General features: G+C 56.7%; 28 protein-coding genes and 1 other RNA gene. 15 read left to right on the top strand and 14 right to left on the bottom strand.

Annotated features, from left to right (window positions below; translation table 11 throughout):
* The first annotated feature begins 21 nt into the window (after positions 1-21).
* Both VMN77_04455 and VMN77_04460 read left to right on the top strand, forming a co-directional pair.
* Positions 22-1095: a phosphotransferase gene (locus VMN77_04455; protein HTN43031.1), complete on the top strand. Its 1074-nt coding sequence runs from the start codon at positions 22-24 to the stop codon at positions 1093-1095.
* A complete protein-coding gene (locus tag VMN77_04460; protein ID HTN43032.1) occupies positions 1096-1833 on the top strand; it encodes a nucleotidyltransferase family protein in 738 nt (245 codons plus the stop codon).
* Here VMN77_04460 and VMN77_04465 read toward each other — a convergent pair.
* The 8 genes from VMN77_04465 to VMN77_04500 all read right to left on the bottom strand — a co-directional run bounded on the left by VMN77_04465 (position 1830) and on the right by VMN77_04500 (position 7878).
* On the bottom strand, positions 1830-2792 hold the full coding sequence (locus VMN77_04465; GenBank protein HTN43033.1) for a diguanylate cyclase: 963 nt from the start codon (positions 2790-2792) through the stop codon (positions 1830-1832). The two genes, VMN77_04460 and VMN77_04465, sit on opposite strands and share 4 nt — an antisense overlap.
* A gap of 163 nt (positions 2793-2955) precedes the next feature.
* Positions 2956-3354 (bottom strand): DUF302 domain-containing protein, encoded by a 399-nt coding sequence (locus VMN77_04470; GenBank protein ID HTN43034.1) that lies wholly within the window; start codon positions 3352-3354, stop codon positions 2956-2958.
* Entirely contained in the window at positions 3351-3917 is a 567-nt protein-coding gene (locus VMN77_04475; protein ID HTN43035.1) for a gamma carbonic anhydrase family protein, read from the bottom strand. The genes VMN77_04470 and VMN77_04475 overlap by 4 nt, the downstream gene beginning before the upstream one ends.
* 10 nt (positions 3918-3927) lie before the next feature.
* Positions 3928-4611, bottom strand: coding sequence for a TIGR04283 family arsenosugar biosynthesis glycosyltransferase (locus VMN77_04480; GenBank protein ID HTN43036.1), 684 nt, complete (start codon positions 4609-4611; stop codon positions 3928-3930).
* 20 nt (positions 4612-4631) lie between these two features.
* Positions 4632-4781: a YHS domain-containing protein gene (locus VMN77_04485; protein ID HTN43037.1), complete on the bottom strand. Its 150-nt coding sequence runs from the start codon at positions 4779-4781 to the stop codon at positions 4632-4634.
* Positions 4782-4885: 104 nt separating this feature from the next.
* Positions 4886-6199: a DUF1015 domain-containing protein gene (locus tag VMN77_04490; protein HTN43038.1), complete on the bottom strand. Its 1314-nt coding sequence runs from the start codon at positions 6197-6199 to the stop codon at positions 4886-4888.
* 138 nt (positions 6200-6337) lie between these two features.
* A complete protein-coding gene (gene amrA, locus VMN77_04495) occupies positions 6338-6856 on the bottom strand; it encodes an AmmeMemoRadiSam system protein A (protein ID HTN43039.1) in 519 nt (172 codons plus the stop codon).
* 17 nt (positions 6857-6873) lie between these two features.
* Positions 6874-7878 (bottom strand): polyprenyl synthetase family protein, encoded by a 1005-nt coding sequence (locus VMN77_04500; GenBank protein ID HTN43040.1) that lies wholly within the window; start codon positions 7876-7878, stop codon positions 6874-6876.
* 99 nt (positions 7879-7977) lie between these two features.
* Between VMN77_04500 and VMN77_04505 the strand changes: the two genes are divergently transcribed.
* From VMN77_04505 to VMN77_04560, 12 genes are all read left to right on the top strand, one after another.
* The gene (locus VMN77_04505) at positions 7978-9021 is read left to right on the top strand and encodes a hypothetical protein (protein ID HTN43041.1); all 1044 of its coding nucleotides are present in this window, start codon (positions 7978-7980) and stop codon (positions 9019-9021) included.
* 104 nt (positions 9022-9125) lie between these two features.
* Positions 9126-9602, top strand: coding sequence for a transcriptional repressor (locus VMN77_04510; GenBank protein HTN43042.1), 477 nt, complete (start codon positions 9126-9128; stop codon positions 9600-9602).
* 68 nt (positions 9603-9670) lie between these two features.
* Entirely contained in the window at positions 9671-10009 is a 339-nt protein-coding gene (locus VMN77_04515; protein HTN43043.1) for a cupredoxin domain-containing protein, read from the top strand.
* 71 nt (positions 10010-10080) lie between these two features.
* The gene (locus VMN77_04520) at positions 10081-10902 is read left to right on the top strand and encodes an FTR1 family protein (GenBank protein HTN43044.1); all 822 of its coding nucleotides are present in this window, start codon (positions 10081-10083) and stop codon (positions 10900-10902) included.
* Between the two features lie 8 nt (positions 10903-10910).
* Positions 10911-11105, top strand: coding sequence for a hypothetical protein (locus VMN77_04525; GenBank protein HTN43045.1), 195 nt, complete (start codon positions 10911-10913; stop codon positions 11103-11105).
* Positions 11106-11295: 190 nt separating this feature from the next.
* A complete protein-coding gene (locus tag VMN77_04530) occupies positions 11296-12474 on the top strand; it encodes a hypothetical protein (protein ID HTN43046.1) in 1179 nt (392 codons plus the stop codon).
* A gap of 11 nt (positions 12475-12485) precedes the next feature.
* Positions 12486-13988, top strand: a complete 1503-nt coding sequence (locus VMN77_04535) for an FAD:protein FMN transferase (protein HTN43047.1) — start codon at positions 12486-12488, stop codon at positions 13986-13988.
* Positions 13985-14482: a hypothetical protein gene (locus tag VMN77_04540; GenBank protein ID HTN43048.1), complete on the top strand. Its 498-nt coding sequence runs from the start codon at positions 13985-13987 to the stop codon at positions 14480-14482. Before VMN77_04535 ends, VMN77_04540 begins: the two co-directional genes overlap by 4 nt.
* On the top strand, positions 14479-14904 hold the full coding sequence (locus VMN77_04545) for a cupredoxin domain-containing protein (protein HTN43049.1): 426 nt from the start codon (positions 14479-14481) through the stop codon (positions 14902-14904). The genes VMN77_04540 and VMN77_04545 overlap by 4 nt, the downstream gene beginning before the upstream one ends.
* Before the next feature lie 91 nt (positions 14905-14995).
* A complete protein-coding gene (locus tag VMN77_04550) occupies positions 14996-15409 on the top strand; it encodes a cupredoxin domain-containing protein (GenBank protein ID HTN43050.1) in 414 nt (137 codons plus the stop codon).
* Between the two features lie 94 nt (positions 15410-15503).
* The gene (locus VMN77_04555) at positions 15504-16280 is read left to right on the top strand and encodes a hypothetical protein (protein HTN43051.1); all 777 of its coding nucleotides are present in this window, start codon (positions 15504-15506) and stop codon (positions 16278-16280) included.
* Positions 16281-16285: 5 nt separating this feature from the next.
* A complete protein-coding gene (locus tag VMN77_04560; protein ID HTN43052.1) occupies positions 16286-17467 on the top strand; it encodes a class I SAM-dependent rRNA methyltransferase in 1182 nt (393 codons plus the stop codon).
* Positions 17468-17477: 10 nt separating this feature from the next.
* Here the strand turns inward: VMN77_04560 and VMN77_04565 are convergent, their stop codons facing one another.
* Positions 17478-18497 carry a hypothetical protein gene (locus tag VMN77_04565; GenBank protein HTN43053.1) on the bottom strand — a complete coding sequence of 340 codons (1020 nt, stop codon included), beginning with the start codon at positions 18495-18497 and terminating at the stop codon, positions 17478-17480.
* Positions 18498-18663: 166 nt separating this feature from the next.
* Here VMN77_04565 and VMN77_04570 point away from each other — a divergent pair, with 166 nt between their 5' ends.
* Positions 18664-19023, top strand: coding sequence for a hypothetical protein (locus VMN77_04570; protein ID HTN43054.1), 360 nt, complete (start codon positions 18664-18666; stop codon positions 19021-19023).
* A 24-nt stretch (positions 19024-19047) separates the two neighbouring features.
* On the opposite strand, the gene VMN77_04575 is transcribed toward VMN77_04570, so the two are convergent.
* The 5 genes from VMN77_04575 to VMN77_04595 form a co-directional block, all read right to left on the bottom strand.
* Complete coding sequence (locus tag VMN77_04575; GenBank protein ID HTN43055.1) at positions 19048-19674, bottom strand: O-methyltransferase; 627 nt, start codon at positions 19672-19674, stop codon at positions 19048-19050.
* 46 nt (positions 19675-19720) lie between these two features.
* A complete protein-coding gene (locus tag VMN77_04580; protein HTN43056.1) occupies positions 19721-20332 on the bottom strand; it encodes a DUF4202 domain-containing protein in 612 nt (203 codons plus the stop codon).
* Positions 20333-20368: 36 nt separating this feature from the next.
* An RNA gene (gene rnpB, locus VMN77_04585) (RNase P RNA component class A) lies at positions 20369-20895 on the bottom strand.
* Positions 20896-20959: 64 nt separating this feature from the next.
* The gene (locus VMN77_04590) at positions 20960-21130 is read right to left on the bottom strand and encodes a hypothetical protein (GenBank protein ID HTN43057.1); all 171 of its coding nucleotides are present in this window, start codon (positions 21128-21130) and stop codon (positions 20960-20962) included.
* A gap of 23 nt (positions 21131-21153) precedes the next feature.
* Positions 21154-21768: a hypothetical protein gene (locus VMN77_04595; protein HTN43058.1), complete on the bottom strand. Its 615-nt coding sequence runs from the start codon at positions 21766-21768 to the stop codon at positions 21154-21156.
* Between the last annotated feature and the right edge of the window lie 6 nt (positions 21769-21774).

Here is a 21774-nt window from a genome sequence, read left to right on the forward strand (position 1 = left end):
GTTAATGGCACAATTTGTTCGATGCTCGACCGAGAGACCGTTCTCGCCATCCTGAAAACAAAGCTGGACATCGCCCCTGCAAACGTCGCCATCCGCGCGCTTCCAGGGGACGCCTCCAACCGGTCCTACTACCGTCTTCATTACACAAATCGGGATGGTCCGGCCACGCTGATCCTCATGGAGCTGGCCGAACCGGAGGCGTTCAAGAAATCGGAAGAGGCCGTATCGGCCTCGACGGTCCGGGTCGACGAAATCCCGTATGTCAACATTCTCCGCCATCTGGCCCGATCGGACGTCGCCGTCCCGAAACTCCATTATTATGATCCCAAGGCCGGTCTACTTTTTCTGGAAGACCTGGGAGACCAAACGCTGGAAAAGGAGTTGAAGGCCCGCACGGCCGAGGAAATCCGACGGTACTACCGGCTCGCCATCGATGAACTGTTGAAGATCCAGGGACCGGCGACCCACGATCGAAACACGAACTGCATCGCCTTCGGCCGCGCCTTCGACATGCCTCTTTTCATGTGGGAATTCGATCATTTTCTCGAGTACGGGATCGAGGCCCGGACCGGGGCTTCGATCAACCCGGGCGACCGGGAAACCATTCGCGGGGAATTTTTAAAGATCAGCGAAACATTGGCCAGGGAACCCCGGGTCCTTACGCACCGGGACTACCACAGCCGCAATTTGATGGTCCATGGGGAGCGTATCTGGCTGCTGGATTTTCAGGATGCCCTGATGGGCCCGTGTGTCTACGATCTGGCCTCCCTGCTGAGAGATTCTTATGCCGTTCTTCCGGAACCGGTGGTGGACGACCTGATCAATTATTTCCTGGATCGGCGGTCGGAATGGAACAACAAGGGTTTGCAAAGACCGGAGCGGGCTCCCTTTCGCAAGCTGTTCGATCTCATGAGCCTCCAGCGGAACCTGAAAGCGGCCGGACGGTTTGTCTATATTGATATCGTGAAAAAAAGGCCTCATCTTCTTCCCTATATACCCCAGACGCTGGGATATGTTTGGCGCAATCTGAATCGATACGAGGAGTTGAAGAAGCTGAGGGATGTCCTTCAACCTTATGTGGCGGAATTTCAATAAATGAAAGCGATGATCCTGGCCGCCGGCCTGGGGACCCGCCTCAGGCCCTTAACGGACAATCTGCCGAAACCGCTCCTCCCGCTCGAGGATAGACCTTTGATCGAGTATACGCTGCGGCTGCTTCGAAAATACGGGCTGAGGGAGGTCGTCATCAACCTGCACTACCAGGGGGAAAAAATCGTGCAGGCCCTGGGAGACGGATCCCGATGGGGAATGAAGATCCGGTATTCGGAAGAACCCCAGATCCTGGGAACCGGCGGCGGAATCAAAAAAATGGCCCGCTTCTTCTCCGACGAACCTTTTCTGGTGATCAACAGCGACATCTTGGTGGAGATCCGCTTGGACCGGCTCGTCGAATTTCATCAGCGCCAAAATGGCACGGCCACCCTGGTCCTGAGGGAAGATCCGGAGGTCGATTCATGGGGAGCGGTCGGCATCGACCCGCAGCGCCGGATCCGCCAATTTCTGGGCCGACCGGATTGGACGGGAAAGGCCCTTGCCAAAAGGATGTTCGCCGGCATCCACGTGATGGATCCCCGCGTCCTCTCCTATATCCCCGATCAAGGTTTCTCCACCATCATCGATGCCTATCTGGAGATGCTTCAAAAGGGGGAGCGGCTTCTCGGTCACGAGTTCGGGGATTATTGGATGGACATCGGTACACCGGAACGCTATCGTAAAGCGCAGGAGGATTTAAAAGGGAAAAGGGTGCGGCTGTCCTACATGCAGGGGGGCTAAACCTTACCCTTGGTCAATTCCCCCCCGTCGCTCAACTCGATGCGGTTTCTTCCCGCCCGTTTGGCTTTATACAGGGCGAAATCGGCGGATCGAATGAGATCCTCCTTGGAGGCGATCAAGGAATCGGGAAGCCCGGAAATTCCGATGCTGATTGTGATGATCCGGTCCGGCGGAAACCCTGGAAAACGGAGCGAGGAAACGCTTTCAAGGATTCGGGTGGCGGGTTTAATCGCCTCGTTCGGGCGGGTCTTGGGGAGCAAGAGAACGAACTCCTCTCCTCCGTATCGAGCCGCCACCTCGATCAATCGCACGCTCTGTTTCAGAATCCCTGCGATTTCGACCAGGACCTTGTCCCCGATCGGATGGCCGAAGGAATCGTTGATTTCCTTGAAATGGTCGATATCCATCATGAGACAGCTAAAGGGTTCGTTAAATCGCTTGGCGCGAGAGAACTCTCGATCCAGCAGTTCGAAGAAATGCCGTCGATTGTAAAGTCCGGTGCCGGCGTCCGTAATCGCCCTCTGTCTGACATCCAGCAATTGATTTTCGAGTTGATCATTGGCGCCCCGAAGCTCGTCTTCCCGCATTTTTGTCCGCAGGCAAACCTGAATCCGTGCCAGCAACTCTTTATCGCTGAACGGCTTGGGAACGTAATCATCCGCTCCGATCTGCAAACCGGCCACTTTGTCTTCCACCGAGCCCTTGGAGGTCAGCATAATGACGGGTACGGAACGGGTCGACTCGTCCCGCTTCAACCACTGGCAGATCTGTGCTCCGGAAAAATCAGGAAGGACGACATCCAATAAAACAAGATCGATGGGTTGGGTCTTGGCCAATCGGAATCCGGTCCCTCCATTCTCGGCCAATATGACTTCATGGCCGCCCGCCTCCACGACAGCCTGGGTTTGTTTGGCTTGGAGGGGATTATCCTCGATTAAGAGTATTCTGGCCTTCGACATCACATGCCTCGGTGTATCACGGGAAATCGATCGGGAGGAAGTTTAACGGATCTTACGGGTTTTACATGGACAGTTCCATCCCAATCCTATTTTTAGTATAACAGAACTCCCCCTCCTGTCAAACCACAAAGGAAGCCTAACCAATTGAATTAAAATAAATTTCTTATAATGCCGCAACGACTTTCTGGAGGCGGACCGATACTTCCTGGGCAATAGGTTCCAGCAGGGGGTTATCGATCCGGCTGAGCGCGACGATCGGATTGATCGCCGAGACCACGGTCTTTCCTATTTCGTTTTCATAAACAATCACGTTGCAGGGGAGAAACAATCCCAGTTCGGTTTCTTGACTCAGGGCCCGATAGGCGAGGTTCGGATTGCATGCCCCCAAAATCTTGTATTTTTTGAAATCCACCCCCAGCTTTTTTTTGAGCGTTTCTTTGACGTCGATTTCGGTGAGCACCCCGAAACCTTCTTTTTTAAGCTCCTCCGCAATCTTCACCAAGGCTTCTTCGTAGGGAACGTTCACCGTTTTGGAATAGCCGTATTGATGTTCGGTCTTCATGATTTTCTCCTCTGATTGAAGGATGGTTTTCGTTTCGCGGGTCGGGCGCGTCCTTGAACGGCCCGTTTATAGTCCTGCGCGTACCGGACATAGTTGCTTGCGGCTTTCAGAATATAGTCGCGTTGTTCGGGACGGATGGGCTGAATGGGCCGGCCGGGAATCCCCGTGACCAGGAAACCGGGAGGGATAACCGTATTTTCGGTCACCACCGCGCCGGCGCCGATCAGCGCGTTCTCGCCGATGACGGCACCGTTCAAGACGACCGCTCCGATCCCGATCATCGCTCCGTCCTTGACGGTGGCCCCATGCACCATCGCGCCGTGGCCGATCGTGACGCGGCTTCCGATCACACAGGGAAATCCGTGTCCGACATGAAGAACCGCCCCATCCTGGATGTTGGTCTCTTCCCCCACGCGAATGGGGGCGATATCGCCGCGAACCACGGCCGAGAACCAGACGCTGGAGGACTTTCCGATCGAAACGTCGCCCACAACGGTGGCCGTTTCTGCGATGAAGACCGAGGGATCGATCTTATTGCGAGACGGGCTGGAGGGGGAAGGCATGCAACCTCTCTTATCGGACGGTCCGGTAGCACCGTGCCAATCGGGCCGGGGAGACGCCCAGATAATAAAGCACCACATAGATCTGGTTGCGCAACGTGGTGTAACCCGCCCCTTCTTTGTCCCACCGTCGGGATGAAGTCACGATCGGTCGGGACAGCAACTTGACTTTCCCCAGGCTCTTGAGTCGTCGGGCGAACTCGAGATCCTCCATGATCGGAATTTCAGGATACCCGCCCGACTGTTCAAAGACCGACCGGCGCACGAAGATTCCCTGGTCCCCGTATGGGATCCCGGTCAGGCGGGTCCGCCAATTGGCCGCCGCCGCCACAAGGCGCAGGATCCTTCGTGGGGAATCAATCCCCAGACGGAAAGCTCCCCACAAAACGTCGGGATCTTCAAGCGCCCGGATCAGTTCACGAAAAGCGTCATCCGATAAACAAGAATCCGCATGAAGAAACACAAACACCTCGCCGGCCGCCGCGCGGGCTCCGGCATTCATCTGCCGGCCCCGGCCGGCCTCCGTCAACAGAACCTTATCCGCATACGGTCCGGCCAACGCCCGCGTGTCATCCGAACTGTGTCCGTCGACAACGATCCGTTCCAGACCATCCCGTTTCGACAAGGCCGCCATTGTCTTCTCGATGACCGTGGCTTCATTGAGCGTCGGGATGATGACGGAGATACGCGGTACCATGGCGTTGGCCTCGGGGCGATTTACTTCAGCGCCAGGTAATGTTCCGGATTCTTGTCGAACTTCTCCTTGCAGCTCTTCGCGCAGAAATAATACGTCGTGCCTTTATAAACGGAATTCCCCGCCGCCTTTTTCTCGTCGATCATCATCCCGCAGACCGGATCCTTTTCCACGATGGCTCCTTTTCTAATAAGATTAGAACGGATGAATTCATCTTGCTCTTTGTGTGCATCCCGCATCCCGGGAGAAAGTTACACGGATCAGGGGGAAGACATCCTCAAAACTTGTTCAGCACCAACCCCGTCAGCGGCTTGGGATAGAAATAAGTGGATTTCTGCGGCATGCGGTCTCCGACCAGGACCACGTCCCGCACCTGTCGGATCTTGGTCGGATTGAGGAAGAAGGCCAGACCGGCCGAACGGCTTTGGACCGCCTTGATCGCCTTCTCTTCGTCTTTGACAAACTGGACCTGACCTTCCTTCTTGGCCGCGGGGTCGGTAATCCCCAATGCGCCTTCCAGGATGTTTTTTTGAAAGATCGAAACATCCAACCCCTCCAGAGCCTTGGAGGTCTTGGGCGCAAACTCCGGTTTCAGCTTCAATAAATGAAAAGAGGGCTCGCTCCCGGCGTACAGGCCGAAGACGGTCGCGGATTGGCCCGCCTTCGACATCTCCTCGAAAAGTTTTTTCCGAACCCGGGATTCCGTGGTGTTATTGAAGTCCATATGGGTCACGTCAAACGACTGCGCCAACCGATGCTTCAGGGTTTTTAGATCGCAGGGCAGCGGGTTCAGGATGACTCGGTGAATCGGCAGCAGCGAGATGCCGGCGTCATCCATGTTGGAGCAGAAAATAAAAACGGCCTCGTACGGTTTTGGCCCCGGGGAGGGATCCTTGGCCCTCATTTCGCCCATGAAGGTCAGGGCCGTCTCATAGCGATGATGGCCGTCCGCAATAAACAGGGGATGATCCTTCATGGAGTCGCACAGGGTATCCACCACAGACGGCGTTGAAATCTTCCAGAGCCGGTGGCGGATCTCCTCTTCGCCGACGATATTGATCAGCGGATGGGCTTCATCGACCGAACGTTCCAACCCGGCGATCCGATCACCGCCCGGGTCGGAATAAAGCATGAAAATGGGACTGGTGTTGGCTTGGCAGGCTCGCATCAGCCGGAGGCGATCCTGTTTGGCCTTTGGAAAGGTAAACTCGTGCGGAAAAATCTTTCCTTTTCCGATTTCCTCCAGTTGAACCAGAGAAAAGAAACCCTTCAGTGTTTTCTTCTCCTGGGTCGGCAAAAGGTAATCGAGTTTGTATAAATACAGGGACGGCTCGGAATCCCTTTCGAGCACTCCCTGTTTAACCCAATCTTTCAAATACGCCGCGGCCCGGGTGTAGCGGTTGTTTGTCGGACTGTCGTCGGGGTTCTCCTTGCCCAATTCCACCCGAATGATGTTGTACTCGTGGGCGTGATAATAGCGGTCCTGTGCCGGGCCATCGATGACGTCGTACGGCGGGCAGACCGCCTTGCGAAGATCTTTGACCTTATTGGCATTGAAACGAAGGCCTTGAAACGGTAAGAGAACAGCCATCGGAACCCTCCGAAACGATGATCGAAGCTCCCACCCGGTAAAACGGCGTGGAACCTCCGCCGGGAAAGGGACTAAACCTAAGATTTTATTTCGGCCTCTCCCCGGCCCGAACGGACCGGGAACGCGGCCGATGCGCCATCAGCGGAACCGCTGCACGGTAAAAGAGTAAAGCTCGACCGCCTCATCGGTCATGATGCCGGCCTTCTGCTTCGCCTCCCGGATCTGTTGCTCTGCCGTCTGGATACCGTCCAGATCCGGCAGCAACAAGCCGCGCCTCGGACCCTGTACAACCAAGATCCCCAATCGCCGGGGATCCAAGTCCTGCGCGGCGGTTGGGACCGGAATCGAAAGAATGTCCACCGAACAGTCGATCTCCTTCAACTCCGGCAAGATCACGGGACTAAAACGGGGGTCGCGGGTGGCCGAGGCAATCGCGTTATGAACCACCTCTTCGGCCACCGTAGCCCGCGCGGGCTCATAGGTACCCACACAACCGCGCAATTGGCCGTTTTTCTTCAGGCAAACAAACGTGCCCGCGGGCCGGGAAAAAGCCCCGGCCAGGGAAACGGGTGGCGGCATCACGATCCGCCGGCTCAGATATTCATGGATGGCTTCTTGGGCTAATTCAACCAACGGATGGGGTTTGGGTGCTTGCATCGGAGTCGATCGCGGAATCAATGATCGCGGGAGACGACATAATCCGCGACCACTTCCATCGCCGCTTTGTGGACGGAAGGGCCGAACGATTCCAAGATACCGGCGGACTTTTGGATGTATCCCCGGGCCACGGAAAACGCGTACTCGATGGATCCATGACGGTGCATCAGGTCCAGGATCTCATCAAATTGTTTATCGGACGATTCGTTCACCCCGAAGGTATGAGTGACCCGATCCTTCTCTTCATCCGAACAATTCCGCAGCAGATGAATCAGGGGGAGCGTGACTTTGCCTTCCCGGAGATCCGCCCCGAGCGTCTTACCCAGCCGCTGCGTCTGGGCGATATAATCCAACGTGTCATCCGCAACCTGGAAGGCCATTCCGAGGTTTTGTCCGAATTGATACAGGGCCTCTTTCTGTTCGGGTGATCCGCCGCTCACAACCCCTCCCAGATGACAGGATACGGCGATCAGGCTGGCCGTTTTATGTTGGATGATTCGAAGGTAGTCCGACTCGGTAATCGCCAAGTCGCTGTTGTAGGCATGCTGGACCATCTCTCCCTCAATCATCTGGGAACACGCCCTTTGCAGATTGAGGTTCACTTCCTGGTTGTTCAGGCTCAGGCCGTTGGCCACGGCCGTGGCATAAAGGTAATCCCCGACCAGAATGCTCGCGTGGTTTCCCCACAGCGTTCGCACCGTTTTTTTCCCCCGCCGAAGGTTCCCTTCATCGATCACGTCGTCGTGAAGCAGCGTGGCGGTGTGAATGAATTCCACGACGGCCGCCAGCAAAATATGGTCTTCGCCCGGTGACGGACAGAGCTTGGACGACAGGATCATCAGAAGCGGCCGGATTCGTTTGCCGCCGCTGTTGAGGATATACTGCGCCACCTGATTGATGAGCGGAACTTCCGACGAAAGGTTTTTTTGGATCTGCGCCTCCACCTTCAGCAGGTCCGGACGGTATCGCTCCCAGATGTCTTGAATGGTTGGAAAAGACGAGGTTTTCTTGGATGGAAGCATACGCAGATAGTAGGCCAGGGGTAATGATTTGTCAAGACAAAACTGGCAAGCTCCGCCGCTTTCCTTGACACCCATCCGGCGGCTGCGTATGATGCGTTTATGGAAAACGGGCGACAGGAAATGGCCCTGAAAGGCCGTTGTGTCACTTTCCTGGTGGGTCAGACCGGATTGAATCTGGAGGCCACGGCGATCGTCGAAAGCCGCGTGCTCAAAAGTTCTCCCAACTATCCCGACGTCATTCCGAAGCAGGCGATCATCCGCACACAAAAGGGCGAGATCCGCGACCGGGAAGCCACTTTTGTCGTCAAGGCCTATGTCCCCGACACCGTCATCGTCGAAGCCACGTTCGAGTTTCAGGATCTCGCGGCGGAGCCGCTGTTCGAGCTCAACCGGGACCTGCTGCTGGAGAGCCGTCGCTTCCTGAACGAGTTTCAGTGCAACCCGGAATTCGACGAAGAATACAGCGTCTACTGCATTTCGGATTATCAAGGAGATCCCGAGATGTTCCTGGCGCTTCACGGCGAAAAGATCGCCGCGTTGCTTAAAAAGGAGCAGATCCTCCTGGACGAGGAAGAAATCAAAGCGACCCTCCGGTCGAATCTCAAATACGGCAAGGACGATCTGACGGTGGTAGACTGGGACGGGGCCTTCATTTTCGACCCTCATGGAGACTTTGATGCGAATATCGAACTGTTCGAAATCACCAACCTTCAGCTCTTGAAATCCCGCATGCTGGACGAGGAGCTGGATGGACGGCTGAAAACCACCCTCCAGTTGCTCCGCCGGCGTCCGGAACAGTCCTGGCTCCGGTCCAAGCAGGTACGGTCCGTGCTGCGGGAGATCATCCAGACCCGGACCACCTCCATCCTGGAATCCCAGGCGATCGAACACAGCATCAAATTGATCGGGGACTGGTACACGGCCCGGCTGTATGCCCTCATCTCGAAAAAATTCCACCTCGAGGAGTGGCGGAAGAATATCAACGAGAAACTGGACATCCTCGAAGACGTCTACACCATGGCCGCCGAAAACTTCTCCATTTCATTCAACACCACGCTGGAGTTCATCCTGATCGGCGGCTGGTTCATCCTCCAAATCGGCTGGTTTGCGCTGCTCTTCATCGAATTCTATCTCGCAAGATAATCCGCCCGGCCTTTTTTCGATTCACAAATCTGCTTGACAAACGGGCCGCCGCTCCTGTATTTTGAGAATCAGAATCAATTTCAACGAACACCCGGGGGTGTGAAATGACCAAGGCACTGCCCTTGAACAAAGAAGTCGCTCGATTAAAAGACTACCTGGCCGAGAAGCAACTCAAACTGACTCAACAGCGGGAAACGATCCTGGAAGCCTTTCTCAAGGTGGATCATATCACGGCCGAAGAACTGCATCGTCAGATCTCCCGGAAGGGACGCCAACGAATGGGCCTGGCCACCATCTACCGGACCTTGAACCTTTTGTGCGAAGTCGGCATCGGACAGCAACGGCACTTTGACGATACCCGGACGATTTACGACAATGTGATCAACAAAAAGCACCACGATCACCTGATCTGTGATAAATGCGACAAGATTATCGAGTTTGAATCTCCCGCCATCGAACGGCTTCAGGAAAAAATGGCCGCCCGGCACGGCTTCACACTCAGCCATCACCGGCTGGAGCTCTTCGGACATTGCATCGATTGGGAAAAGTGTCGGGATTGGCAGAAGGCGGCCCCCCGTTGATCATCCCCCAAAAACCCACTGACATGAAACGACGAACCGTTTTTCCCGATACGAACCGGCGAACAAGGATGAAGAGGGGCGCGGCCTTGCATTTTGGTCTCCTACTCGGGCTCGGGCTATGGCTCCTCGGCACGGCGGACGCGGAGGATGGGATCCGCATTCTCATCAAGGATCATCGCTTCTCCCCCTCCGAGGTCAGGGTGAAGGCCAATACGAAGGTGAAATTACTCGTGAGCAATGAGGATGAAACCGCCGAGGAATTCGAAAGCTTCAGTCTCAACCGGGAAAGGGTCGTGCGCGGCGGCCAATCCATCACGATCTTCCTTCCCCCGCTTAAACCGGGCAGCTATGACTTCTTCGGGGACTTCCATCCGGACACGGCCCAGGGAAAGGTCATTGCCGAGTAGAGGCCCGCGTGCAGAGTCTCAGGAAATCTTCCCAGCGAGACCCTATAAATAATAGATAGGAAACCCTCGGAATGCTTGGAACGTTTATCATTACATGGAGAGAAACCATCGAGGCCGCCCTGATCGTGGGTATTTTGTTAACCTACCTGAACAAGATCGGCCAGTCCAAACAGTTTCGCTTTGTGTATTGGGGCGCGCTCTGGGCGGTTTTGGCCAGCCTGATCTTCGCGGGAATGTCCGATTACCTGTCCGTGTTCTTCAAGGACATCGGCGAGGATATATTTGAAGCGGCCATCCTGTTCCTCGCGACCGGCGTTTTGACTCACATGGTGATCTGGATGCATCACAACGCCCGGGAGATCAAAGGGGCGCTTCAACACGAGGCGGAACTGGCGATTTCCAAGAACCGGCTGTGGGCCCTGGCCACGTTGGCTTTTGTGGGTGTGTTTCGTGAAGGCATGGAGACGGTCCTTTTTCTCTGGGGTTTCTTCTTGCAAGGAGGAGGGATAACTTCGGTCGCCCCTCCGGTGATGGGCGGACTTCTGGGGGTCGGGCTCGGCGTCCTGATGACCTGGCTCTTTTTCAAGGGCTTCGGCCACCTCGACCTGAGACCGTTTTTCCGGGTGAGCGGGTTCATCCTCCTTTTTATGGCGGCCGGCATGCTCTCCTCGGGAATCGGAAAGCTGGTCTCGGTGGGACTGGTTCCTCCGTTGATGGAACCGATCTGGAACACTTCCTGGTTTTTGAGCGAGCGTTCGCTTTTGGGGTCTCTGGTCGCGGGTATTTTTGGGTATCGTTCCAGCCCTTCGCTGATCCAGGCCCTCTTCTATCTCTTTTACTTTCCCATCACCCTGATTTGGCTCCGGCGGCAACGCCACGATCTGGCACAGTAAGGATGGACATGGAAACCAACGGGAAACACAAAGCGGCCTCGGATCAACCGAACTCACATGAAGTTCGGTGCGAATGCGGCAGTCTGGTCGCAAAGCTGGTGGGCTCCGCGATCGAACTTAAATGCAGGCGCTGTAAACGACTGGCGCTGATCCCGCTGTCTAATTTCAATGGAGGATCGAAAACAGTAACGGTTCGACTGTAATCCCCGGAAGCGGCCAGCGGTTTCAACCCAGAGCCCACGTCCATGTCACGCCGAAGGACGCGGGCTTTTTTATTTTGGATTGACACCGTTTATTTAAGCGTAAACGATCAAGAACCACCTACGGCCCGAGGTCAATCGAGAACCCAGAGCCCCAACCACCCCGAAGACGGGGCTCATAAGGAGGTTTTCGATGAAACAACGATTGATTCTTCTTTCGATGGTGGTTTGTCTGGGTGTGGGTCTCGGCCGGGATGAAATGGCCGCGGCCGAATCCGAAGAAGGCACAAAGATCAGTTTTTACGGCTACGGCGAAATGCACTACAACAGCCCGTTTGTGAATTCAGACCGCGGAGGGTTTCCATCGACGGATGACCGGACAACCATGGACTTCCATCGGTTGGTTCTCGGCTGGGGCGTGCCGTTCAACGACCGGATCCGATTTCAGGGTGAGGTGGAATGGGAACACGCCGGGCAGGAAATAGAACTGGAGTTCGGCTACCTGGAGTTCGACCTGACCCCCGGACTCCAGGCTCGAGTGGGCAGCCTACTCATGCCGGTCGGGGATCTCAACGAGTTTCATGAACCCACGCAGTTCTACAGTGTCGAGCGTCCGTATGTTCAGCGTTTCCTGATTCCAACCACTTGGCAGGAAGGCGGCGCGGGGCTGGTCGGCAGCCTGTCCTCTGGACTCAACGCGCGGGTTTACTATGTGACGGGGTTGGACGCGAGTCAATTCAGTGCCAATAACGGACTCGGCGAGATCGTCCCGTTGTCCGAGGATCTAAAAGGGGCGGATCAGATGGCGGTCGTGGGCCGGATCGAATATGTCGGGCTGCCCGGGATTCAAGTGGGAGGTTCTTACTATACCGGAGGGGCAAGCCAGCGAACCGAGAACTCCTGCATCGCGCCGTGCTCCTCGGTCGTGCCGAAAGGCGTCGCCGTGTCCCTTTGGGATCTGGACCTTCATGCCCGCCGTGGGCCTTTCGAGGCGCGCGGAACCTACATCATGACCCATGTCAGCGGAACCGAGGACCTTTCGACCGCGCTGGATCAAACCATTGGAGAGGAGATGACCGGCGGAATGGCCGAGATCGCCCTTCACACCTTGCCCCTCCTCCTTCCGGGCACCGAACAGGACCTCGTCTTATTCGGTCGGATCGAGCATTTTAACACCCAGGCCAAGGTTGCGGGCGGGGCCGCGGCCGCGACCGGCCCGGCCGATGAGGCCAACGACCGCCGGGTGATCACCTACGGCATCACCTACTTTCCCCACCGAGATGTCGCGCTGAAGATCGACCAGGAGCGCTGGCGCGATGGGGCCGATCAAACCGGGCATCGCACAAACCTAGGGATGGCGTTCATGTTCTAACGATGCTGCAATTGAAACGGATTCATATGGGAACCCCTTGGGAGATCAGGGCCCATGGAACTCCCCCCGATGAGCGTCGGGCGGTCGAGGCGGCCGATCAGGAGATCGAGAGGGTTGAATCGCTCCTGTCCCGCTTCCGACCCGGCAGCGAAATCTCCCGGATCAACCGCTGCAACGGCCCGTGCAGAATAAGGATCAATCCCGAGGTCGGCCGGGTCATCGCCGAGGCGTTGCGGTATGCCGTCTTGACGGAAGGGGCCTTCGATCCGACGGCCGGAGCGCTGAGCCGGCTGTGGGGATTCGGACCGGAAGGGCCGCGTACGGTTCCGCCCGACGAGGAACGGATTCAGGCGACGATCGAGCGTCTCGGTTATCGGCAGGTCTGTATCGACGAAGTCCGTTTTGAATTGACTCTCCGTCGACCCGGGATGGAAATCGACCTGGGCGGGATGGGAAAAGGTTATGCGGTGGACCGGGCCGTCGCCGTCCTGAAAGAAAACGGGATCAACCGTGCATGGGTCAGCTGCGGGAGCACGGCCTTTGCCTTGGGCCCTTCAAAACATCACGATGCCTGGAGGGTCGGAATCCGGGATCCGAGCGGTTCCGGCAGGATCATCCAGACCGTTCAAATACGTGATCGGGCCATTGCAACCTCCGGGGCCTATGAACAGTTCTTCAACTACGAAGGAAGACGGTACGGCCACATCTGCGATCCGCGCACAGGCTACCCTGCAGCCGGATCGGCCGGCGTCACCGTGATCGCGCCCACGGCGACCGAGGCCGACGCGTTATCAACGGCCGCTTTTGTCTTGGGAGCCCGATCCGGAAGGGCCCTGCTGGATTTGCAGGAGGAAGTAGAAGCCTGCTTCTTTGAAGTCCGGGCCGGGAGCTTTTCGATTAAGACCACCCGGAATTGGAAACGGGTTTGCTCGGGAGGATTGAACCGGCGACGGTTTCTCGTCGGCTTGATGGCCGCGGCGGGACTTCTGGTTCTGAAACCGCCCGCCGTGTCCGGAACGGTCTACCTGACGGACGAAGAAGCCCTTCGCCTGATGATGCCGGAAGGCCGGGAGTTTAAGAAGGAAACGGTGACCCTCACCGATCCACAGGCGGCCGAAATCAGCCAGCGGCTGGAAAAACGGATCGAGGAGAATGTTTACACGTTCTATCGAGGGACCGGTTCGGATTCCGCGGTGACGATCGGGTACGCGGTCGTCCTCAACGTCATCGGAAAGGAGAGGCCGATCACCTTCATGGTCGGGGTCGATCCTCAAGGCCGGCTCATCGGGATCGAGGTCCTGACCTACCGTGAATCGCGCGGCTCGGAGATCCGGTCCAAACGTTTCATCAATCAATTTATCGGAAAGACCCTGGACGCGCCTTTGAAGCTGGGCCGGGACATTGACGGCATCAGCGGCGCGACTCTTTCCTCCCGCTCCACGGCCTACGCGGTGAAAAAAGCCCTGGCCCTCGCTCACGTTGTTTATGGCATCCACGCGGAGAGTTCCCCATGAAGGATTTCAGCAAAAAGGGATTCCGGATCGCGAACAGTTCTCCGGAGATCAAAATCATCTATACCGGATTTCTGATCTTCGCGTTCATCGGCTATTTTACGATTGCGTTGCTTGGATGTCTCCGGGTCGGGCCGAATTACAACGCCATCGTGTCCCATTACCGGGGCTCCGACCTCGATGAAGAGGCCTTCGGCCAGCCCATCGGCCAGATGTTGGAAGACGCCCATTCTCACGCCTTTATCGAGGGACTGATCCTGCTGGTCCTGACGCATCTGTTCATCGGCGCCGCCGTCCCGAAACGATGGAAGTTCGCCGTGGTCCTGCTGGCCTTCGGCAGCACGCTGGCCGATCTGGCCAGCCCCTGGCTGATCAAATATGTCGCCCCCGGTTTTGCCCATCTTCAGATGGCCAGCTGGGCCGGCATGGAAACGAGCGCGCTGCTTCTGATCGGGTGGCCGCTGTATGAAATGTGGTTCAAAGGAGAAGGAGAATGAAGCGAATCGGATGGATCTGGGTCGCGGGACTGATTCTGATCGGGGCCGGGCCGGCATGGCCGGACGCGAAAAAATCCGACGGAGACCTCCGGCGAATCACGGTCCGGCTTCAGGAATATCATTTCGAACCGGCCGAGATCCGGCTGAAGGTCGGCGAGGAGGTTGAGCTCACCCTGATCAATGACGGAACGGTCATGCACGAGTTTATTACCGAGGCGCTGCAGACGCTGACCGTGGATGTGGAAAACAACGGGATTATCACCGGCACGCTCGGCGTGACCGAGCTTGAGATTCCTCCCAAGGCCCGCGCCGTGCTTCGTTTTACCCCGGAGAAACCGGGAGAGTTTTCTATCGCCTGCCATGCCAAAGCACCGAAGGATCACTATCAAGAAGGAATGAGAGGGCGTCTTCAGATCCGGTGAGCTTCGATCCAGTCTTGGAGAATTTTTGCGAAGATTGACAAACGGACTGAAGTTTGCCAATGTAGCGCGAATCTGTTCATTGGGACCCCGGATGAAATCGTTCTTGAAAAAATTGGCGGCCGTTGTGCTCGCATTGGGGTGGGCACTGCTCGGATCAGGTTTGGCCCAGCAACCCTGGCAAACGGTCGAGATTAAGGCGGAAGAGTACAGCTTTACTCCCCGTCGGATTGAGGCCAAGGCGAATCGACCCCTCGAACTGGTGATCGAGAACGAAGGCCACGAACCTCATCAGTTCCGGTCCGAGCTTCTCAAGGATCAGATGGTCGAGGTCGAAATCGGTCAAAACACGGTCCGGGGCCGCAATATCGAGGTGGTCGACGTCGCCCCCGGCAAGACGGCCCGGATCAAACTCCTTTCCCCGCCCGCGGGAGAGTTTGACTTCCAGTGCCGCATTCCCAGTCATCATGGAATGGACGGGATGATCCTGATCGAGGCTGATCCATAAATAAACCAGCTCGCAAAGCGTGCGGGATGGGGAGGCTCCATCCGGCTTTGCCGATGGAGGGGGCGACGCGAGCCCCTATGAAAGGAGAGACCGGATGTTCAGAATGAAGCTTGGCCTCATCCTGGCCGTATGGCTCGTCTTGGCGTTCTCGACCCAAACCCATGCGATCGAATTCAAAGTTTATTTCTATTCAACGCCGGGCGAAGGAGAGACGGAGCTCGCCTATTGGTGGACTTATACCGCCAAATCGGAACATTCCTACGATTACTTCGGGGAGCTCTTGGACAAACAGGGCCTTCAACAGCATTCGCTGGAGGTCGAATACGGACTGACGGACCACTGGACCATCGGGGGTTACGCCGATTTTCAACAACCGAAAGACGGGGATTTCAGATACGTCCAGGCGCGGGCGGTCGTTTCGCGGTATCGCTTTTTTGAGCAGGGCGAGCGCTTTCTCGACGGGGCGATCGAAGTCGAGTACAACCTTCCCCGCGAGAAGTACAGCGCAAACGAAGAGCTCGAGGCACGGGTTATTCTTGAAAAAGACCTGGGCCAATTCTCCATCGTGGTCAATCCAATATTTGAAAAAGACGTCAGCGGACCCGAGGTCGACCAAGGGATGGAATTCCAGTACGCCACGGGTCTGTACTACAGGGCGTCTCCCCGCCTGACGCCTGGCGTCGAATTCTACGGCGATATGGGTCCGTTGGGCCATCTGGACCCCAAAAGCCAGCAGCAGCATTATATCTTCCCGCGTCTGGGACTCAAATTTTCCCGCAGCGTCAATCTGGACATCGGATACGGTTTCGGACTGACCAAGGGCAGCGACGATCAGGTGATCAAAGCCATTTTGGAGTTTGAGTTCCTATAAATACGATGTCACCGCTCCCCATCCTCGTAATCAAAGCCCATGCCGTTAAGCGATTGAAGACCGGCCATCCCTGGATTTTTTCGAATGAATTGACCCGGCTGCCGAAGGAACTGGAACCCGGGCAAGCGGTGGATATCCAAAACCATCGTGGAGAATGGATCGGCCGCGGGTACTTCAACCCCCGATCGCTCATCGCGGTCCGGCTCTTGAATCGGGAGCGGACGGAGATCAACGAGGATTTCCTGGAACAAAAAATATCTCAGGCGCAGGCGCTCCGCGGCCAGTGGCTCGGCGGCGAAGAAGCCTGCCGGGTCGTCTACGGGGAGGCCGACGGCCTCCCGGGCTTGATCATCGACCGATACGGTCCCGTCTGGGTGGTCCAGTTCCTGACCGCCGGGATGGACCGTTTGACCGAGCCGGTGCTTCGGATCTTGATCAAACGGTTTCGGCCGGCCGCCGTGGTGGCGCGCAACGACACCGCAAGCCGGGCGCTCGAAGGCCTTGTCCAAGATAAACGGCTTCTCTACGGGGCGCTACCGTCCCCTCTCGTCATACGGAAAAACGACCTTTCGTTTGAGGTGGATGTCTGGGAAGGGCAGAAGACCGGTTTCTTTCTGGATCAATCCGAGAATTACCGTTGCCTCGATGGGATGGTACGAGGCGCACGCGTGCTGGATGCCTTCTGTTACACCGGCGCATGGGGACTCCATGCCGCACGGTACGGCGCAGGAGAGGTGATCGGTCTGGACAGTTCGGAAAAGGCCGTCTCTGAGGCTCAGGCCAACGCCCGACGAAACGGCCTGGCCTCCGCCAGCACGTATCTTCAAGAGGACGTTTTTGACGGGCTCCGTCGGCTATACAAAGCGAAGAAGCGCTTCGATTGTGTCATCCTTGATCCGCCGGCCTTCGCCAAAAGCCGTCAAAAAGTCAAGGAAGCCGTGCGTGGATACAAAGAAATCAACCGGCTGGCGATGATGCTGCTGTCGCCGGGCGGGGTTCTGGTAACCTGTTCCTGTTCGCATTTGATCGGCCAATCCTTGTTTCGAGAGATTCTCGTTTCGGCCGCCGCCGATGCCGAACGATCCTTTTATATCACGGCCTGGCGCACCCAGGGCCGGGACCATCCGATCGATCTGGCCATTCCGGAGACGCAATATTTGAAATGCGTTTTCCTTCAAGCCAAATAAGCCCGTCTTCCTAGCGATTCGCGGCCGGCGGGGTATGAGGGGATTTTGGCAATCGGGCTTCGGAATGAACAGATCCACCCGGAGTCAAGGTATCAACGAGATGGCCGATGAGATAAGGGGTCAGAACCATCCCCCGATCTTCCGTCGTCAACTCAAGGCTTCGCAGGAGCGGGGCATAGTTATTTAAGGGAAAATAGAAATAGCCGAGGGCTGAAGTCAAGGCGAGAAACAACGCCAGCATCAGAAAAACCTTTATCTGAGGAAGGACGCCTCGGGCCAGCCCCTTGATCCGGATCCGATTGATGGCGTACCCGAACCGGTTGCGCAAGGACTCCTTCTTGACCGGATCCAGACCGACCTTCACCGCATCGTAGAGGCCGATCATCCACATCAAAAAAAAGAGGGGGGAAATTCCCGCGGCCGCGACGACCATCCACTCGACCGCGATTCGGTCGTCAATCGTCGCCAGCATCGGCCAGATGAAAAAGATTGAAACCGGCGCCGTCACGGCGGCGAAGCCGGCGGCGGCGAAGATCAGAAAGAAAAAGGCCTTCTTCGGTTGACCGTTGAGAAGCTGCCCCCAACCGGGAAGCAGGAAGGAGCAGAGCGCAACCAGCATGGGATGTTTGATGCCCTCAAAGGGCCTGGTCCGCTTTTTTTCGGCGCCGTAATAGGCATGGAGAACGTTGAATATCCAAACCATCAGACCCGTCAGCCAGAAGGCTCCGGTTCCCATCAAGGCATTGGACCGGGTGATATGAAAGGTTTCCAAATAAGGGGCAAGAATAGGCCAGTAGACGATGACCAGACACGGGACCCCGTAGAAATTCGCCATCAGGAGAATAAAGAGGAGGCCCCATTTCCATTCCCGGTTGTAAACCTGGCCCGTTCCCCAGACCCAAAGCGATAGTGTGGCCGCAAGAGCGGGGTTTTTACCCGACTCCGTCGGTCCCGGCACCTTCGCGGGGCTTCCATCTTTTTTATCCGATTTTATTGTCGGGTTTTCGAGAACCCACACCTTTTCAGGCATTTCCCAACCTCGGGACGGATTATAAAAAAATATAGCATCCAGGCGCGGACTTGTCTATATTCCAATCCCTTGAATTAGCGGATCTAAATTGCATTACCGAGCCCTAAAATGGGATACTTGATCCCTGCCGTGACGCAGGCTAAGAAATTGACCGGGAAGAATCGAAATGACAGGCCATGAGATCGGATTGTTAAAAGGATATATGTTGGACCTCGTCGAACAGGCCCGACAGGAATCGATGACTTATCAAACGGCCGGATATCAGGAACAACCCTACACCCCCGATCAGGCCCTCATGGATCTTCTGGCGATCCTGGACGACCGGCTGGAATCCGAAGGCATCCAGGTCGGACTATCGGAGGAATTCCGGCACCGGATGTGGGAAATCTGCAAACGGTCGCTCAATTACGTAAAGGAAGAGTCCTGGCTTGAGGCCAACCTCAGCACGAGCCGGCCAAGCAAAGCGGAGGTACGATCCATCGCCTATCGCTCGCTGCTGGAATTCATTGAGGGTCACGAAAATTAAGTACGCGGTCCGCGGGGGGGCGGTTTAGAGTTTCAGGCTGATCGAAACTCCGTCGCGCAGCGGGAGGATCGTCGTGAAGAGTTGCGGGTCCGTGGAAATGAGTCGGTTGAAGGTTTGGATCCCGAGGGTTGACGGCTCTTCCGATGGCTTGACGACCGAACCGGACCAGAGCACGTTGTCCGCGATCAGCAAGCCGCCTTTTCGAATTCGCGGCACGGCCTTTTCAAACGCCGCGGGGTAACGGGCCTTTTCGCAATCGATCAGGATGATATCGAACGAACCGTGTTGACGATCGATGATCTCCAGGGCGTCCCCCACCTCGATCTGAAGGCGGGAGAGCAGCCCGGCTCGTTTAAAGAAATCGCGGGCCAGGCGTACGTTTTCTTCTTCGTCATCCGTGTAAACGACCTGACCCCGGCCGTCCATCCCCTTTAAAAACCAGTAGGCCGAGTACCCGAACCCGGAGCCAAATTCGAACACCCGCCCGGCGCCGATCATGCGGGCCATCTGGCTCAGAACCCTCCCGACCAGCGGTCCGACGATGGGAAACCGCATCTTCTCGGCGGACCGCTCCATCTCCGACAGGACCTCATCCCGAGTCGGAAGGAGTCGCATCAGATAGCTCTCAAGGTCCGGATGGAGGATGTCCATTGGATGGCCCTTCCTTAGTGCAATTTTTATCTGAAGAACCCCGGCTTCACGGCCGGGGATTGCGATCGCTATTCGGATTCAAACCCGTCATCAGGGTCCGAACCCGCGGATCCAGCGGCATCGCCAGGGCCATTTGACGGGCGGCCGTGCTCATTTTAGTCCAGGTGCCTTCCAGGATCCGACGGACCTTCGCCTCATCCCATCGGGCCAGATAATCCTTCAGTTTGATCTCAAGAAAGGCAAGTACATCAGCATCCTCCAGGAGTTGCGTGTCCGGATCGCTCGGATGGCGATGTCCGTTTATGATCCGCTTGACCTCCCGTATGACCGCGTCCGAAAAACCGACCCGCTTTAAGATCTCGTCCGCGACATCGGCCGCATGAGCCGCCGTCGCCGCACGCCATTGATGATACCCGCCGACGTCCATGCGATACCGGTCGCGGGGAATCTCCCAACGCCTTAAGGTGTGCGAACGCGCCGCCAGGCGCACCGCTTCGGATGCGGAGACATCGAGCCGTTCGACACAGGCATAAACCGTCTTGGCAAAGATAAGTTCGCGAGGATGTGACTTCCCGCCGAACCGCTGCCGCCGGGGATCCTGACGGTTGATCCGGTCGAATTCTTTTAGGGCTTTTTCAAGAAGTGTCTGCGTCTTCATGGGAATGCGTTAAGATACCGGTGAGACAAAAATGCGCACTGAAGCGGTTCGTAAGCCGAGTTCTGTGCCCCTTTGGATCGCTCCGCCGGGGTGGCGATCATTTCTCTGGGATCCCGATTACTCGGGACCTCAAGCAACCAACCCGTTCCGCCTATTATATTCGGGAGCCCGTGCGGCAAAGAAGGACCGAAGGTCCACCGATGCCCCCGCCCCCCGCGCTCGCGCCGGCGAAGCCGGCCGCTCGCTTATAATTTCGAACGGGCCGTTCTATGGCCCTCACGGACCAGACGGAACCTATTTGGTCTTGCTCCGGATGGGGTTTGCCGTGCCCCCGTCATCACTGACGGGGCGGTGAGCTCTTACCTCGCCGTTTCACCCTTGCCCGTATGCGTCCGAGATGGCTGGAGCTCCCTGCCACCTCTTTCGCACCGTCGGCGGTCTGTTCTCTGTGGCACTTTCCGTCCCCTCGCGAGGCCTGGGCGTTACCCAGCATCCCGCCCTCTGGAGCTCGGACTTTCCTCACCCCGCGTGCTCGTGCGGGGCGCGATCACCTGAACCACTTCAGTGCGCACCTCTACTATACAGGGTCTGAAGGCTATACTGCAAGCATCCTTTGTTTTCAGGGGCTCACATCCGGATCTCTTCCGAGAACCTCAATTCCGACTCGTCGGCGATTTCTTCCAGGCAGGTGAAGCAGGTGAATGGAAAGGCATCGACCGGCAGGGTGCAGGCCTCCGCGGTCAGGGTGTCGGTTTCGACGGCCGGGCCGCTGCAGGATTTATGAATGAGCACGATCATGGTTTCGGCCCTTTTCCGGTAGCTTACTTTTGGTTTACGGTATCCTCGATCACCTTGAGGCGGTCGGTCTCGTCCTTTTTCAAATCCTCGGCCCTCTGCCGGGGCGATGAAACGGTCTCGGTTTCCACCGAAATCGTGCCGCCTAACCGTTCGGCCTGAACCCGGAGATAAATAAAATAGCAGAGATAGGCCGTGGAGATCACGATCGCCAGCATCCCCAGCCGGAGAAATATTTTCACGAAAGCGACATCGGTAAGTTTCTGTAAGAATTTTAAGACCCACAAGCTTAAAAGGGCCGTGGGCAGAATCGCGAGGATCATCACCCGGTAGGCCGCGGGCTGGCTTTCAACCCATTTTCGGAGACGGGTCGTGAAGGATGGCCGCACGGTTATCGTTGGCGGAGACGACGCTGGCATCCTGACGGCCGGCGGCAGTTCGACCACCTTCGCGGACGATCGGTATTTAGCCGGGATGCGTGAAAGATCGTCCGTGAAGACCTCCACGCCGTTTCGATCCACGTAGCGGTAGAACGGCCGATCGGTGCTCTTCCCGGAATCCTGCGCGACGGCCGTCGCCATACCGGACACGACGAACGACAAGAGGCCGACGGTTAGTAGGATGATCGGGGTCCGTTTCAAGCAGTC

This window comes from Nitrospiria bacterium, assembly GCA_035498035.1.
Lineage (GTDB): Bacteria > Nitrospirota > Nitrospiria > JACQBZ01 > JACQBZ01 > JACQBZ01.

Coding starts and splice junctions, on each gene's coding strand:
- VMN77_04550 (HTN43050.1), top strand. CDS start 14,996: ATGAAATCGTTCTTGAAAAAATTGGCGGCCGTTGTGCTCGCATTGGGG.
- VMN77_04515 (HTN43043.1), top strand. CDS start 9,671: ATGAAGAGGGGCGCGGCCTTGCATTTTGGTCTCCTACTCGGGCTCGGG.
- VMN77_04525 (HTN43045.1), top strand. CDS start 10,911: ATGGAAACCAACGGGAAACACAAAGCGGCCTCGGATCAACCGAACTCA.
- VMN77_04555 (HTN43051.1), top strand. CDS start 15,504: ATGTTCAGAATGAAGCTTGGCCTCATCCTGGCCGTATGGCTCGTCTTG.
- VMN77_04500 (HTN43040.1), bottom strand. CDS start 7,878: ATGCTTCCATCCAAGAAAACCTCGTCTTTTCCAACCATTCAAGACATC.
- VMN77_04580 (HTN43056.1), bottom strand. CDS start 20,332: ATGAAGACGCAGACACTTCTTGAAAAAGCCCTAAAAGAATTCGACCGG.
- VMN77_04570 (HTN43054.1), top strand. CDS start 18,664: ATGACAGGCCATGAGATCGGATTGTTAAAAGGATATATGTTGGACCTC.
- amrA (HTN43039.1), bottom strand. CDS start 6,856: ATGCAAGCACCCAAACCCCATCCGTTGGTTGAATTAGCCCAAGAAGCC.
- VMN77_04575 (HTN43055.1), bottom strand. CDS start 19,674: ATGGACATCCTCCATCCGGACCTTGAGAGCTATCTGATGCGACTCCTT.
- VMN77_04455 (HTN43031.1), top strand. CDS start 22: ATGCTCGACCGAGAGACCGTTCTCGCCATCCTGAAAACAAAGCTGGAC.
- VMN77_04530 (HTN43046.1), top strand. CDS start 11,296: ATGAAACAACGATTGATTCTTCTTTCGATGGTGGTTTGTCTGGGTGTG.
- VMN77_04475 (HTN43035.1), bottom strand. CDS start 3,917: ATGCCTTCCCCCTCCAGCCCGTCTCGCAATAAGATCGATCCCTCGGTC.
- VMN77_04465 (HTN43033.1), bottom strand. CDS start 2,792: ATGTCGAAGGCCAGAATACTCTTAATCGAGGATAATCCCCTCCAAGCC.
- VMN77_04560 (HTN43052.1), top strand. CDS start 16,286: ATGTCACCGCTCCCCATCCTCGTAATCAAAGCCCATGCCGTTAAGCGA.
- VMN77_04540 (HTN43048.1), top strand. CDS start 13,985: ATGAAGGATTTCAGCAAAAAGGGATTCCGGATCGCGAACAGTTCTCCG.
- VMN77_04520 (HTN43044.1), top strand. CDS start 10,081: ATGCTTGGAACGTTTATCATTACATGGAGAGAAACCATCGAGGCCGCC.
- VMN77_04490 (HTN43038.1), bottom strand. CDS start 6,199: ATGGCTGTTCTCTTACCGTTTCAAGGCCTTCGTTTCAATGCCAATAAG.
- VMN77_04460 (HTN43032.1), top strand. CDS start 1,096: ATGAAAGCGATGATCCTGGCCGCCGGCCTGGGGACCCGCCTCAGGCCC.
- VMN77_04545 (HTN43049.1), top strand. CDS start 14,479: ATGAAGCGAATCGGATGGATCTGGGTCGCGGGACTGATTCTGATCGGG.
- VMN77_04470 (HTN43034.1), bottom strand. CDS start 3,354: ATGAAGACCGAACATCAATACGGCTATTCCAAAACGGTGAACGTTCCC.
- VMN77_04480 (HTN43036.1), bottom strand. CDS start 4,611: ATGGTACCGCGTATCTCCGTCATCATCCCGACGCTCAATGAAGCCACG.
- VMN77_04565 (HTN43053.1), bottom strand. CDS start 18,497: ATGCCTGAAAAGGTGTGGGTTCTCGAAAACCCGACAATAAAATCGGAT.
- VMN77_04590 (HTN43057.1), bottom strand. CDS start 21,130: ATGATCGTGCTCATTCATAAATCCTGCAGCGGCCCGGCCGTCGAAACC.
- VMN77_04505 (HTN43041.1), top strand. CDS start 7,978: ATGGAAAACGGGCGACAGGAAATGGCCCTGAAAGGCCGTTGTGTCACT.
- VMN77_04510 (HTN43042.1), top strand. CDS start 9,126: ATGACCAAGGCACTGCCCTTGAACAAAGAAGTCGCTCGATTAAAAGAC.